The 15449-nt window shown below is 41.4% G+C and carries 7 protein-coding genes; 5 read left to right on the forward strand and 2 right to left on the reverse strand.

The window, feature by feature from the left end; genetic code table 11:
- Window positions 1-184 precede the first annotated feature (184 nt).
- The 5 genes from IPP86_03250 (at window position 185) to IPP86_03270 (ending at window position 6858) form a co-directional block, all read left to right on the forward strand.
- Window positions 185-757: an RNA polymerase sigma-70 factor gene (locus IPP86_03250; GenBank protein MBL0137532.1), complete on the forward strand. Its 573-nt coding sequence runs from the start codon at window positions 185-187 to the stop codon at window positions 755-757.
- Window positions 758-763: 6 nt separating this feature from the next.
- A complete protein-coding gene (locus tag IPP86_03255) occupies window positions 764-1768 on the forward strand; it encodes a FecR domain-containing protein (protein ID MBL0137533.1) in 1005 nt (334 codons plus the stop codon).
- Window positions 1755-3575, forward strand: a complete 1821-nt coding sequence (locus tag IPP86_03260) for a hypothetical protein (GenBank protein ID MBL0137534.1) — start codon at window positions 1755-1757, stop codon at window positions 3573-3575. The genes IPP86_03255 and IPP86_03260 overlap by 14 nt, the downstream gene beginning before the upstream one ends.
- Before the next feature lie 78 nt (window positions 3576-3653).
- Window positions 3654-4367 carry a DUF2807 domain-containing protein gene (locus IPP86_03265; protein ID MBL0137535.1) on the forward strand — a complete coding sequence of 238 codons (714 nt, stop codon included), beginning with the start codon at window positions 3654-3656 and terminating at the stop codon, window positions 4365-4367.
- 127 nt (window positions 4368-4494) lie between these two features.
- Window positions 4495-6858 (forward strand): TonB-dependent receptor, encoded by a 2364-nt coding sequence (locus tag IPP86_03270; GenBank protein MBL0137536.1) that lies wholly within the window; start codon window positions 4495-4497, stop codon window positions 6856-6858.
- A gap of 44 nt (window positions 6859-6902) precedes the next feature.
- Here IPP86_03270 and IPP86_03275 read toward each other — a convergent pair whose 3' ends face one another.
- Together IPP86_03275 and IPP86_03280 are read right to left on the reverse strand one after the other, a co-directional pair.
- Window positions 6903-8126 (reverse strand): DUF2029 domain-containing protein, encoded by a 1224-nt coding sequence (locus IPP86_03275; protein MBL0137537.1) that lies wholly within the window; start codon window positions 8124-8126, stop codon window positions 6903-6905.
- A 171-nt stretch (window positions 8127-8297) separates the two neighbouring features.
- Window positions 8298-15386, reverse strand: coding sequence for a T9SS type A sorting domain-containing protein (locus IPP86_03280; protein ID MBL0137538.1), 7089 nt, complete (start codon window positions 15384-15386; stop codon window positions 8298-8300).
- Window positions 15387-15449 lie beyond the last annotated feature (63 nt).

Here is a 15449-nt window from a genome sequence, read left to right on the forward strand (position 1 = left end):
GGGACGGGGGACTGGGGACGAGTGACTAAAGTCGAACCTCAAACCTTGAACCTCGAATTTCAAACCTCGAACCCGAAACGCGGAACCCAAATCTTTTTTCCAACCAACATAGGGGTAAATCACCCCTCACTTGTCTATTCATTAAACAGGCTTTTGTAACTTGCCACCGGAATCAGATAAAACGGTGATAACGAACGAGCCAGAACTATTATTGGCCTTGAGACAAGGTGACGGGAAGGCGTATGAATCCTTATTCAAAAGCTATTACCGTAGACTTTGTTCTTATGCGAACACCCTTGTAGATGATCCGGATGAATCAGAAGAAATTGTTCAACAGGTATTTATTCATGTTTGGGAAAGGAGGGAGAGTTTGGAAATTAATTTGAGTCTCCAGGCTTATCTGTTCAAAGCCGTCCGCAATTCTTCTTTGAATAAAATTAAACACGGAAAAGTACGGCAATTGTACGCGGCGGAAGTCAACGCGCTTTCTTCAAAATCGGAACCTGCAACGCAGATGACCTTTCAGAATGAATTGCAGGAACAGATTCATCATGCCATCGAAAGTCTTCCGGAACAATGCCGGATCATTTTTAAATTAAGTCGGTTTGAAGAGTTGAAATACGCTGAAATCGCGGATCATCTTGGATTGTCAATCAAAACAGTAGAGAACCAAATGGGGAAAGCCTTGAAAATAATGCGAGAGAAATTAAAAGACTATCTCCCATTCTTGATTTTCTTTCTTTCATTCTGTAACTAAAAACTTTTGGAAAACAATTTCGAACATATCGAAGACATTATCGCCAAATTCCTTGCCGGTGAAGCGAGTCCTGAAGAGATGAAAACTCTTGAGGCGTGGAAGTCTGCCCACCCCGATCATCAAAAGGAGTTCGACCAGATGTCGCATTTGTTTTCAGCCAGCGCAGCTCTTAAGCAAAATCTGGATGTGGATACAGACAGAGCCTGGAGAAATGTTAAGAAAGCAATACATACTGATCAGGGAAAGATTATTCCTCTCCATAAGAAAAGCAATCTGCAATGGGTAATGCGGATCGCAGCTATTCTGATCCTCACAGGCTTTCTGGGTTCGCTGATTTATTTTGGTGTTCAACCGATTGCAGGCACACAGCAGGAAATTGCTGCCGGTGATTCTATTCATTCTACTACTTTACCCGATGGATCCGAAATCACCCTCAACAAACACAGCTCCGTTCAATACGCGACAAAAGGATATTCGAGAAAGCGCGTGGTGAAATTAAAAGGCGAAGCTTTCTTTGATGTGAAACACGATGAACAAAATCCATTTACCGTTGAAACAGGTTCCCTTGTGATTCAGGATATCGGTACATCTTTTAATGTGAGAACTAATGAGAGCAATGGAATTGTAATTGTTTCCGTGGTTTCAGGAGAAGTAAAAGTTCAGGCAGCGGAAGACCGTTCCATACTGCTTTCGGCAGGTGAAGAAGCTTCGTATCATCCCGATACCAGGGTGTTTGAAAAAACAGAAACGATGGACAAAAACGTTTCCGCTTATAAAGACAAAATATTCATTTTCGAAAATGCCGAGCTGTCACGTGTGATCAGGACATTGAATGATATCTATGGATCCAACCTTGTTCTGGAGAATGAAAAACTTTCGGAATGCAGAATAACGGCTACTTTCAATAACGAGAGTATTGATGACATCGCGAATGTAATTGCAGAGACATTGGGTCTCACTTTGCAAAAAGAAAATGGAGCAATATTATTCAAAGGCAATGCGTGCAACTAAAATTACTTTGCCTGGATTGTTGTTGATGATCCTCCTTTTTTCAGGAGGATATAGTGTAATTGCACAGGTTCCTTATTTGGAAAGAAAAATTTCCGGGAACTTCAAAGAAACTCCGGTTGATCAGGCTTTGAAACAAATTTCGGATCAGGGTGGATTTACTTTTTCCTATGGACAACAGGTTATCAGCGATGTAAAACCACAGACATTTCAATACAGGAACAAAGCTGTAAGGGAAGTATTGGACAATCTCTTTTCAGGACAGGTTTCTTATAAGGAAAAAGGCAAACATGTCATTCTTCAGAAAACGCCTCCGAAATCTGAAGAAAAGCAACAGGAATATTTCATCGTAAGCGGATATGTGACCGATGGGCAAACCGGAAATGAGGTTCCCTCAGCAAGTATTTATGATAAGAGCAGCCGTGTTTCGGCAGTGACGAATCAATATGGCTATTTTAATTTAAAAATCAGTCAGCAGGAAAATCTGAAGACCATTACGCTTTATGTAAACAAAGAAAAATACAAAGACACTATCGTTTATATTAATCAATCCGGTCGGAGCATTTTAAATCTCACCATTTATCCGGATCAGAAAATTGTTTCTTATGTAGATTCATCTGCCATCAACGATAGCATTTTTACTGTGAACCGTCTGGCGCTGGTAAATATGATTCTCAGCGAACAGGAACAAGCCAACACACGGAACATAAAAGATACTTTATATCGGAAATTTCAGTTTTCATTTCTTCCTTATCTGGGAACAAATCTGAAGCTGAGTGGAAACACTGTTAACGACTATTCACTGAATGTACTTGCAGGGTATTCGATGGGAACAAGGAAGCTGGAGATCGCGGGATTAGTAAACGTCGACAGGGACTCCGTGAAGTACGCGCAAATCGCAGGACTTGTCAACATCACGGGTGGTCCGGTGCAGGGAGCGCAAATTGCAGGTCTGGTGAATTACAATATCCGTCCGGTAAAAGGTGTACAGGTAGCAGGACTTGTGAATACAAATATGGATTCCTCCAAAGCTGCTTCCATAGCAGGTTTAGTGAATGTGAATCTCGCCCCATCGCAGGGAGTACAGGGTGCCGGCTTGCTTAATTTCAATCTGAAAACCTGCAGCAATGCGCAAGCCTCCGGCTTATTGAATATCGCTGTAAAGAACATGGAAGGCGCGCAAATAGCAGGATTAATGAATGTGGCTCTTGATGATATCAAAGGTGTACAGATAGCAGGTCTGATCAATATTGCCCGTTCGATTCATGGTTCACAAATCGGTTTCCTGAACATTGCCGATACCTGTACAGGAATTCCGGTTGGCTTTTTGAGTTTTGTCAGAAAGGGTTATCACGAACTGGAAATATCATCCAATGAAATTTATCCGGTAAATCTTTCTTTCCGCACCGGCGTCCGGCAGTTCTATAATATTTTTGAAGCCGGCATGCAATTTAAAACTCCTGAGGAGCATACATGGTATTATGGATACGGTGTGGGTTCCTCTGTAATACTTGGTCCTTCCTGGCAATTGAATTTCGATCTGACAATGAACCAGCCGATGCGGGCGAATCGTTTGGCGGAATTTAATCCTTTAACAAAGTTTAACATTACCGCGGAAAAACGATTGAGTAAAGGATTTGCTGTGGCCTTCGGCCCATCGTTAAATGTTTTGTATGCAAATGTTAATGACGCGGATTATGATGGTTATTTGAGTCGTATTCCTCCCGGAAGTTTTTCAAGTTCAGATATTTCCGGTGACTATAAAAGAAGCGTCTGGCTGGGAGCAAAGGCTGCGTTGAGATTTTTCTAAAATATTTTTCATCCTGAATAGGGGGAGACTTTCCATGGGTTGTCTTTTCAGTATACAACCAATAGAAATATAATCCCCATGAAAGCGATTCAAAATTCTTTACTTCTTGCTGTGATGATTCTGATGTTTGGAACCTCTTGTAAAAAAGACTGGTTAGGTGTTCGCGGTGAAGGTCCGATCATTACGGAAAACAGAGCCATAAATGGTTTTACCGGAGTTGACTACCATTTGGATGGCCGTGTCAATATTGTCCGAGACTCTAACACATTTGTACTTGTAACCACTTACGGAAACTATCAATCCCTGGTACATACTTACGTTTCCGGAGGAAAATTGATAGTGAATTCCAACAAAACATTACGTGACGATGAAATCACGATTGAAGTTCACATGCCTTTGTTGGAATCCATGAGCATGGCTGGTTCGGGAAAGATGAGTACTATCGGGCAATTCACAGGCGGTGGAATGTCTGTTCAGATGAGCGGTTCCGGTACAATTGATTATTATGGAAATGGTCAATCGATCAGAGCAAATATGTCGGGATCAGGAAATATATTATTGACAGGATCTGCGCAGGCAGGCACGATGACCATGAGCGGCTCCGGAAGCATACATGCCTATGGAATGCCATGCGAAAGCAACGAAGCCACCATTTCCGGTTCAGGTACAATTGAAACGACAACAAATGCGACATTGGTGGGTACGATCTCTGGCAGCGGTACCATTCGCTACAGGGGTAATCCTGCTGTAACCTCTCACATTTCAGGATCAGGAGAGATTGTACACTACTGAATACCCGGCTTGTTAATTATTTGTGAATGCGGATCATCAACTGATCCGCATTTTTTTTGATGAAAATATTTACAAGAGTATAGGGGTATGAAGCTTCACTGTTGTCTCATCATTAAAAGAAAACAAAATGAAATACATTCTTCGCATTACTTTTTTAATTCTGTGTTTTACAAGTACACAATTCACATTTGCACAATCACTCACACAAACCATTCGGGGTACTGTGGTTGATCTTGTTTCACAATCTCCCTTGCCGGGCGCCAATGTGGTGTTACTGAATTCAGAACCATTTAATGGAACTGCAACAGACATGGATGGAAATTTTCAACTGAAAAACGTTCCGGTGGGAAAACAAAATCTGAGGATTACATTTCTCGGTTACAAGGAATATATTCTTCCAAATATTACTGTTACCAGCGGGAAGGAAGTGGTGTTATCAATTGCATTGGAAGAAAATGTAGTGATGGGGAAAGAAGTCACCATAACAGACAAGATTGAAAAAAACAAACCGCTGAATGAATACAGCACAGTAAGTGCTCGAACATTTTCGGTAGAAGAAACCCAGAAATACGCGGCAGCCGTGAATGATCCCGCACGAATGTCGACTTCCTATGCAGGTGTTGTCTCAACGGACGATGGCAATAACGCGATTACCATTCGCGGGAATTCTCCGAACGGATTGTTGTGGAGGATGGAAGGCGTAGAAATTCCAAACCCAAATCATTTCAGCAATGTCGGTACATCGGGAGGAGGTATTTCCATCCTGAGTTCACAGGTCCTTACCAATTCCGATTTTATGACCGGTGCTTTTCCGGCGGAGTATGGCAACGCGCTTTCCGGTGTTTTTGATCTGAAACTCCGTCGTGGCAATAATCAGAAAAGTGAGCAGACTATCCAGGTTGGATTTCTCGGGACAGATCTCGCGTTGGAAGGTCCGTTCAAAAAGGGATATGATGGATCTTACCTCGTGAATTACAGGTATTCCACACTTTCCATCCTCGGGAAATTGGGAGTTAATGTAGGTACAGCAGCAACTAATTTTCAGGATCTTTCCTACAACTTTTATTTGCCTACAAAGAAATCAGGAACGTTTACATTGTTTGGATTTGGCGGACTAAGTTCTCAATCATCGAATGCGGAGAAGGATTCTTTGAAGTGGACAAGTTACTATGATAAATATAACTGGGATTTTACTGCCAATACCGGAGCTACAGGTCTTACCCATTTTATTCAGCTTGATAGCAGAACGTATTTAAAAACCTCTCTCGTTGCCTCCGGTACTGGAAAGACATACAAAGAGGAGGAGCTGGATACAAATTATGAAGGCATTCCCCAGGGTGAATTGAATTATGGCCAAAACAAGATTGCTTTGAATTCAATTCTTACAAGAAAGATTAATTCAAAACATAGTTTTAAAGTGGGTGTGATCGGGACAGAGATTTTCTATAATCTGTTGAATACCGAATTGGTAAAAGAAACAGGTAAAATTGAAACGTGGATTAATCAAAAAGGAGAAACAATGACCTTGCAGTCTTTTGCACAGTGGAATTATCGCGCTACCGATAAACTAACATTCAATGCAGGGCTGCATTACTTCATGCTGGCATACAATAAGACTGCTTCTTTGGAGCCACGTGCTTCATTGAAAGTGGATTTGAATTCCAAGCAATCGCTGAGTTTCGGTTTCGGGTTACATAGTCAGCTTCAACCTATAGGTATTTATTTCGCAAGGAGCACCAAAGCGGATGGAACCGTTTATCAGCCTAATAAAAATCTGGAGCTTACAAAGGCATTGCATTATGTTGTGAGTTATGACCGTTCCCTTACAGATTATCTTCGTTTGAAACTGGAAGGATATTATCAGCAGTTGTATAATGTTCCTGTCAGCACGGATGTCAATAGTACATTTTCAATTCTGAATAGTGAAGGTGGTTATACAAGTGATCCGCTTGTCAATAATGGCAAAGGAAAAAACTATGGTGTGGAGCTTACATTTGAACAATTCCTGCATCATGATTTTTATTTTCTGCTTTCTTCTTCCTTGTATGATTCGAAATACAAAGCGGCTAATGGAGAATGGTACAATACCCGCTTCAATGGTAATTTTGCTACTACATTCACTTCAGGAAAGGAATTTAAAACAGGGTCAGGATTTAAAAACAGAATTGTTGGGATAAATGTAAAAACGATTTATGCCGGAGGATTAAGGAATACTCCTATTGATGTGGATGCTTCTAAAACAAAGGGTGAAACTGTGTATCGTGATTCTGAAGCCTTTTCACTTCAGGCAAAGGATTACTTCAGAACAGATGTGAAATTCAGTTTGAAAAGAAACAGACCAAAAAGCACTGTGACCTGGAGTGTAGATATTCAGAATGTGAGCAATGCCAAAAATATCTTTGGCGATTATTTTGATCCGCTTTCAGGGACTACAAAAACCAGTTACCAGGCACCTTTAATTCCAATACTTAGTTACAAAGTGGATTTTTAAATTGAGATAAGAGAATTGGCAGAGCTGGATCTTAAGAAACAAATTTAATTAAGTGAAGAGGGCTGCGATGAATTACCTGACTTGTTATTCATCGCATTTCTTTTGTCGAAAAAGATCATGTCGTAAATTATCTTAATCCAGATCAGGATACATGGGAGAGCTTTCAGTGCATAGGGTTTTACAAAAGTGTCCCGTATGATTTTAGGAAAAATATCAGTTGGCGAAAGTGAAGTAAGAATAAAAGCAAAAATGAGCAGGTAAAGGTTTATTCTGGACGGTGGCGAAGCAAAATACCAGATACATGCTCCGATCATTGCAATAATGAATGTTGGTGATTCCGCTTTGTGATTAAAAATAATTATCCAGATCAATGTCGAAGCAAGTGCATGAATTCGGAAAGAAAGTTCTTTATAGTTGCGGATAAAAAGAAAGGGAATCATGAATAGAATAGCACCAGGAACCAGAATAATGTTTTTGTTGATGTCCAGGTTGAACCAGGTATTGACAATGCCCATTACAGAAAGACTGTAAGCACTCTGATAATCATGCGAGAGCATATTTCCCCAGCTTTGATAAAGTAAAATTAATTGATTGAAGCTGATGAGCAACATGGGGAAAAAAAACAGAATACAAATCCAAAATGCTGAGTAGAGTGCTGCTTTCAATTTTTCGGGGTAAAAGAGAAACATGGCCATTCCAACAATTCCGAAAATTTTAATGTACATGGAGGCAACAATACAAAAGGCTGCCAGGAAGATTTTATCTTTTTCCATCAATGCGAAACTGAATATGAGCAAACCGGCCATCAAAGCATTTGATTGGGAATTTTGCATGGAAGTCATCAGTTCAAAAATGCAAAGCAGTATCGTCACTCCTTTTTGTTTAACAGATAGTTTTGGAAGCGAATAAACAGCCAGGAATAGTACCAATGCATTGAGAAGGTTCCACAAAGTCAAACCGATGGCGTCCGGAAAAATGGCGAAAAGTCCCATGAACAAGGAAAAGGTTGGAGAATATTTGTATAAATCCCAATGTTCTTCCGGGTAGGTTTGATAGAGATCTTTGTTTTCCTTCAGATGTTCAAATGAATTTTTAAAAATAATGTAGTTGTTGTAATGGGTGTATGTTTTTTGAACTTCCGGATAGTATTCACTTTTTTTGAGGATGGACTGAACCCCGGCAGCTATCGCGAAAAGGGAGACAATGGCTGCAATCAAAATTGGACGGGAAGTTATTTTATCCAGGAAATAAGCCAGACGTTCTTTCACCGATGATTTTATTTATTTAAAACTATGTTTACTTGCGTGCTAAAAGTAGAAAATCCGCGGGATTGATAAAAATCGAAATTCCTGCTTGGTTGTTTATACTTTTTGGGAAAGATAATAATAAAAAAGGGTTGCCTGAGAATCAGGCAACCCTTTCGGTTTAAGGTGATGAATTTATTCTTTCATTAAAGTGAGTCTGCCGGTTTGGACAGCATCGCCACAAATAATTTTATAGATATAAATTCCGTCTTCATTTTCTCTTGCATCCCATTTAACCAGATAGGTTTTTTCATTTTCCATCTCACCTTCATACAACACAGCAACTTTTCTGCCTTCCAACGAATAGATTTCAATTGAACCGGTTTTTGTGTTGCCTGAATTCGTGAATTCAATAGTTGTTTCAGAGTGGAACGGATTTGGATATGCCGTAACGATAAGCGATGGAAGTGTTACGAAGTAGGATTCCGTTGTTTTGTTTCCATTTCTATCGGTGATAGTAACTTCATATAGACCCGGATTATTCACGTTGATAGTGGAAGTGGTTTGAGAAGGCTCATTAATCCAGTCAAATGAATATGGTCCGTTTCCTTCCTGTGGTTCAACAGTGAGGGTTTTGCCGGAAGGATTTAATCTCCAGTTGCAATGAGACCTGCACTTAGACACATAAACACAGCTGCTACGGGTACCACAACCATTGGATACCGTCACTGAATATGATCCTGCACAGGATACATTGATGCACCTGCTGTGTGATCCGTTACTCCAGGTATATGAATAATTCGTCCCTGCAGGAGCACAAAGAGTAGTAGATGAACCCTGGTTGAAACAAAGACTACCGGAGATATTGCTGGATGGAGCATGTCCGGATGTTATACAAATACTTGAAGTGCTGCTGCAACCATTGCTATTGGTTACTGTTACGGAATACGTTCCCGGACAATTTATTGTGATACAACGATTATGTGAACCGTTGCTCCAAGTATATGAATATCCGGTGCCTCCATTCACGCAAAGTGTAGTACTTTGACCGGAGCAAAGCGAAGTGGTTCCGGCTGTTATAGTACTGCTTGGAGTTGGGCTTTGGATAATCGTTTTACTGCAGGTACTTGAACATCCATTCGCGTTACTAACTGTAACAGAGTATGTGCCTCCTGTATTGACAGTGATGCAACGACTGTGCATTCCATTGCTCCAGGTGTAAGAATATCCATTTCCTGCCGGTGCGCACAAGGTTACCGATTGTCCCTGGCAAATTGAATTGTTGGCTCCGCAACCTGAAACTGTAATAGAACAGGAAGGAGCAGGACTTGAATAAATAGTTTTGCTGCAGGTACTGCTGCAGCCTGCGGCATTTGTTACAGTTACGCTATATGTTCCTCCGCTATTGACAGAAATACACCTTGTATGCATTCCATTGCTCCAGGTGTATGTATATCCCTGTCCTGCCGGTGCACACAGCTCAACCATTTGTCCCTGACAAATCGTATTATTGCTTCCACATCCCGTAACAGTGATATTGCAGGAAGGAGACTGACTCACAGTAATCGTTTTAGTGCATGTGCTGCTGCATCCGCTGCTGTTTGTTACCGTGAGAGTATATGTTCCGCTGGTACTTACACTGATGCACTGGCTGTGCATTCCATTACTCCAGGTATAGGAATATCCAAAACCTGATGGTCCGCAAAGTTGTGCAGCACGTCCCTGGCAAATTGTATTGTTGTTTCCACAACCACTTACTGAAATTGCGCAGGAAGGGCCAGGATTTACTGTAATGATTTTACTGCATGTGCTTGAGCAACCACTACCGTTGGAAACAGTTACAGTATAAGTTCCTGCAGTTGTGACATTGATGCAGGAAGTGTGTTCGCCTGTGCTCCAGGTATAAGTATATCCATTTCCTGTTGGTGCGCAAAGTCTTACTGTTTGTCCCTGACAAATAGAATTGTTGTTTCCGCATCCTGTTGTAGTGATATTGCAGGAAGGACCAGGGCTGCAGGTTACAACTACAGAAACAATACTGTCGCATTGTTGAGCAGTAGTATAAGTATGCGTATAAGTACCACTACTGTTTACAACCTGACCCCAAGGAAGAGTATAGGACGAACCCTGACAAATTGAAGCATTACTGCTAGTGTGATATGCAGGACTTACGGACAAGTGAATGGTTGCAACACTATCGCATCCGGCATTTGTTTGGTAAGTGTGGGAGTAATTTCCGGCTTGAGTAGTTGAACCACCCCATGGGAAATTAAATGTTCCACCCTGACAAATACTTGCATTTTGATCTGTATGAGGAACAGGATTTAGATCAATATGGATCGTCACGAGACTGTCGCATCCTGCAACAGAAGAATAAGTATGTGTGTAATCACCACCTGTAGTTGCTGAACCACCCCAAGGAAGAGAATATGAACCACCCTGACAGATCGCGTGAGTTTCAGAAGTAGAATAAGTCTGGTTTACATCGATATGAATTGTAACAAGACTGTCACAACCAACCTGAGAAGGATAAGTGTGTGTGTAATCACCACCTGAAGTTGCAGAACCACCCCAAGGAAGAGAATATGAACCACCCTGACAGATCGCGTGAGTTTCAGAAGTAGAATAAGTCTGGTTTACATCGATATGAATTGTAACAAGACTGTCACAACCAACCTGAGAAGGATAAGTGTGTGTGTAATCACCACCTGAAGTTGCAGAACCACCCCATGGCAGAGAATATGAACCACCCTGACAGATCGCATGAGTTTCAGAAGTTGAATAAGTCTGGTTTACATCGATATGAATTGTAACAAGACTGTCACAACCAACCTGAGAAGGATAAGTGTGTGTGTAATCACCACCTGAAGTTGCAGAACCACCCCATGGCAGAGAATATGAACCACCCTGACAGATCGCATGAGTTTCAGAAGTAGAATAAGTCTGGTTTACATCGATATGAATTGTAACGAGACTATCACAACCAGCCAGAGAAGGGTAAGTGTGTGTATAATCACCACCTGAAGTTGCAGAACCGCCCCATGGCAGAGAATATGAACCACCCTGACAGATCGCATGAGTTTCAGATGTTGAATAAGTCTGGTTTACATCAATATGAATTGTAACAAGACTATCACAACCAACCTGAGAAGGGTAAGTGTGTGTATAATCACCACCAGTAGTTGCTGAACCACCCCATGGCAATGAATACGATCCACCCTGACAGATCGCATGAGTTTCAGAAGTAGAATAAGTCTGGTTTACATCAATATGAATTGTAACAAGACTATCACAACCAACCTGAGAAGGGTAAGTGTGTGTATAATCACCACCAGTAGTTGCTGAACCACCCCATGGCAATGAATACGATCCACCCTGACAGATCGCATGAGTTTCAGAAGTAGAATAAGTCTGGTTTACATCGATATGAATTGTAACAAGACTATCACAACCAGCCTGAGAAGAATACGTGTGTGTATAATCACCGCCTGTAGTTGCAGTTCCGCCCCATGGCAATGAATACGAACCACCTTGACAGATCGCATGAGATTCAGAAGTAGAATAAGTCTGGTTTACGTCGATATGAATTGTAACAAGACTGTCGCAACCTGCAACAGAAGAATAAGTGTGTGTGTAATCACCGCCTGTGGTTGCAGTTCCGCCCCAAGGCAATGAATACGAGCCACCCACACAGATTGCGTGAGATTCAGAAGTAGAATAAGTCTGGTTTACATCTATATGAATTGTAACCAGACTGTCGCAACCTGCAACAGAAGAATAAGTGTGTGTGTAATCACCACCTGTGGTTGCAGTTCCGCCCCAAGGCAATGAATACGAGCCACCCTGACAGATTGCATGAGATTCAGAAGTCGAATAAGTCTGGTTAACATCGATATGAATTGTAACCAAACTGTCGCAACCAGCCCGAGAAGGATAAGTATGCGTGTAATCACCGCCTGAAGTAGCAGAACCGCCCCATGGCAATGAATACGAACCACCCTGACAGATCGCATGTGTTTCACCTGTAGAGAAAACCGGGTTTACAGTAAGATGTGTGGTTATTGTACTGTCACAACCGGCATTATTGGGTATATGCGTTACATAAGTTCCACCGGTAGTTTGTGCTGTACCTCCCGGAGGAGTATAGCTTTGACCATCACAGATCTCGATGTTCGCAGTACTACTACTATTTTGTGTAGTGAGTGTTACATAGGCAGTGTCTCTTCCTATACATCCGTTCGCAGGATTAGTAACTGTAAGTACATACATACCTACAGCATTCACTGTTGGATTTGCTGTATTCGCATTTTGAGAAATATTTCCGTCCGGACTAGTCCATGCGAATTGTGCGTTCACTATGGATGATGATCCATTAAGCACGACAGAACCCGCAACGCAAAGGAATTCTTTATCTGCGCCTGCATCAGCATCAACCACAGCAGGCTCTGAAATTGTAAAGGAATTGCTGGCAGTGCAGTTTCCGTTGTCCGTTACTGTTACTGAATAAGTACCTGGTGCCAGACCAGAAATAGTTTGTGTATGCTCACCTGTGCTCCAGTCATATGTAAAAGGAGCAACGCCGTCAGAATTAGCAGTAATTGAACCATCAGCGGCACCATTGCAGGAAACATTCGAAACATCAGCTGTAACAGTCACAATTCGTACAGTTACAACCTGGTCAGCAGCACCGGCAAGAATACAAGCATCCCCGCCAATAATTCTGCGGAAGAATGTTTTTTGGTACAATGCGCCAATTGTTGTTCCGGGGAGATTTTGAGCATTTGCTCCTGAAATATCTGTCCAGTTTGTGCTGTCCGTACTGATTTGCCATTGATACGTTGTGGCAGATCCGATGGAAGGGTAAGCTGAAGAATTGGGTCCACGTAAAATAGTAGGTAAGACGTAAGCTGGTTCAGAACCTGTCAGATCTCCAGGAACAGTTCCTGCGCAAATTGTTTGGTTGCCGGTGATTGTGTTACCTAATAAATCTGGTGGGTTTGCCCAGATTACCATTCCTGGTTCGTAAACACTTCCTGTGCGGGAAGTGTTCAATGCTCCCTGTGTCAGAGGAATATTGTTTGATTTAGATGTTACAATAGTGTAGATCCGGCAATTCGAAAATTTAATTCCTCGTTCACCCACCGGATCATAATCATCTCCTGTACCTCCGTAGTATGTACTGAAATTAAGTGTCGAGAGTGTTGAATTTAATTTAGAGAAAGTTTTATCATTATTTCCCTGATTCGAACTCTGAAGTGGTGTGTTAGGAAATGCAGACATTGGGAAATCTGTACTATTCGTATAACCGAAGATATATACGTCATTATTCAGATCTGTATTGAGTCCCATCATATTTACTTCATTAGCACCTCCTCCAAGATATGTTGAAGCCACAAAATTCTGATCTGTATCCATTCTGCATACAAAAAAGTCATTGGAGCCACCATTGTATGAATTATCGAAAGTACCGGAAGCTGAAATGTTGGTAGAAGCTAAACCGGTGGTAATACCACCAAAATACAATTGTGTTTGGAGTGTATTGAACTCCATGCACAAAATTGAAGTTGACTTTGAGTTTGCTGATTGGAAATAGGAAGACCATGCAAAGTTTCCGGAAGCAGTGAGTTTTTGGATGAAGCCACTTTGACTTCCACCAATTGTTCCCTGACGTGGGAGGAGAGTAGGGAAGTTACTGGATGTGGTATATCCAGCTACGTAAATATCACCATTGGAAACATTTTGAAGCATAATCGTTGCTTGATCCGTTCCGGTGCCGCCATAATTTTTCATCCAGGAAATGGTCGATAAGTCCTGGTTAATTTTAAATACAACAACATCAATTCCATTCACGGTATTGGAAGCCCCTGTGCCTGAATAAAGAGTTCCAAGATTGCTACTGGCAACATTGCCACAAATCAAAATATCTCCGGCTTCATTGATACGTAAATCAAATCCGCCATCATCACCATTACCTCCAATAACTGAACTTTTCAATGATGTTCCAGATGGATCGATTTTGGTAATGAAAATATTGTCAGTAGCCTGATTTCCCTGGTTTATACTTGATCCACTAAACGCGCTTCCGAGAAGCAACGGGAAATTAGTGCTTGCAGTGTATCCGGTTATATACAAATTTCCATCCGGACCTTGTTCCATAGCATAGGGGTTATCGTCACCACCTCCACCAACATAGGTTTGCCAAACACGTGTTCCCGTGCCGCCCACTGCATCTGGCTCTTTATACTTACCGATAATCATTTCAAGGTTACCGGCTGCAGCCCAAGTGCCGGGTGTCATCTGATCGGTAGTACCAACCACCCGCGCTACCATGTAAATGGATTTTTCATTTTGGTCAACCCAAATACAGTGACCATGGTTGTCACCTGTTGAAGCAGTATTTACCCATGTCGCCCAACGTAAAGCGATAGGATCGATGATCAGAGGTAGACTTGCATCAAATTCACCCAATTCAAATTTTAAAAGATTGTTATTAGAAACAACATATCTTGCTGTCACGGGTTTCTGAACGCCATTAATTTTTTGATAAACAACAGGTGAAGGAAAATCAACATCGCCCGCACTTGTATGCATGACCAAATGTCCATTTTCCTGAACGGCCATTTGATCAATACCTTCAAAACGGATTGAAATATTTTCTTTTTTGAAGCCCGGTTTACAAATTATATCATATTCAAGCGTTCCGGTTTCTGATGGATAGTATCTTACGTCTACCTGATTGTACACATTGTTATACCAGATCTCACCATAATTATTGACATTGGTGATAGCAGTGTTGCCTGTAAAATAATTGTAAACATCAGCATGATGATCTTTGTTGTCAATTGTCATAGCTGAAGATCTGTTCACAAAATCCATCTTCCAGGTGTGCCCTTTCAGTATAGATGACATCGGGCGCCATGGCATGCCATTGCGAATGTCTTCTTCAAGTTGGATGCCCTCGGATTCACGAGCCGCGACAGATGTTGGATCATATGTAGAAATGATCATTCCATCTTTGGTGGCAATCGCTTGTCCTAAATGAAATTCCGCTTTGTACAGAACCCCTGAACTGAATTGGCCCTGGTTTTGTGTAAAATAAATTTTTTGATCATAGTATTTCAAAAGTTCCTGAATATCCGCATTTGCGGATCCAAGCGATGCATTCAAATCTCCGGCACGCAGATATGTTGCATTGACCATTGATAAACACATTACAAGTATCATGGAATGTAAAATTCTCTTGAAACCTGAATCGTTTTTTTGTGTTGTACAATTTGTTTTCATGTTGGTTTGGTATGAATTGTTATTGGGGGAAAATTGGTTCTGTTGAAACTATGAATTCTAAAA

It is taken from the genome of Bacteroidota bacterium, assembly GCA_016720935.1.
Lineage (GTDB): Bacteria > Bacteroidota > Bacteroidia > AKYH767-A > 2013-40CM-41-45 > JADKJP01.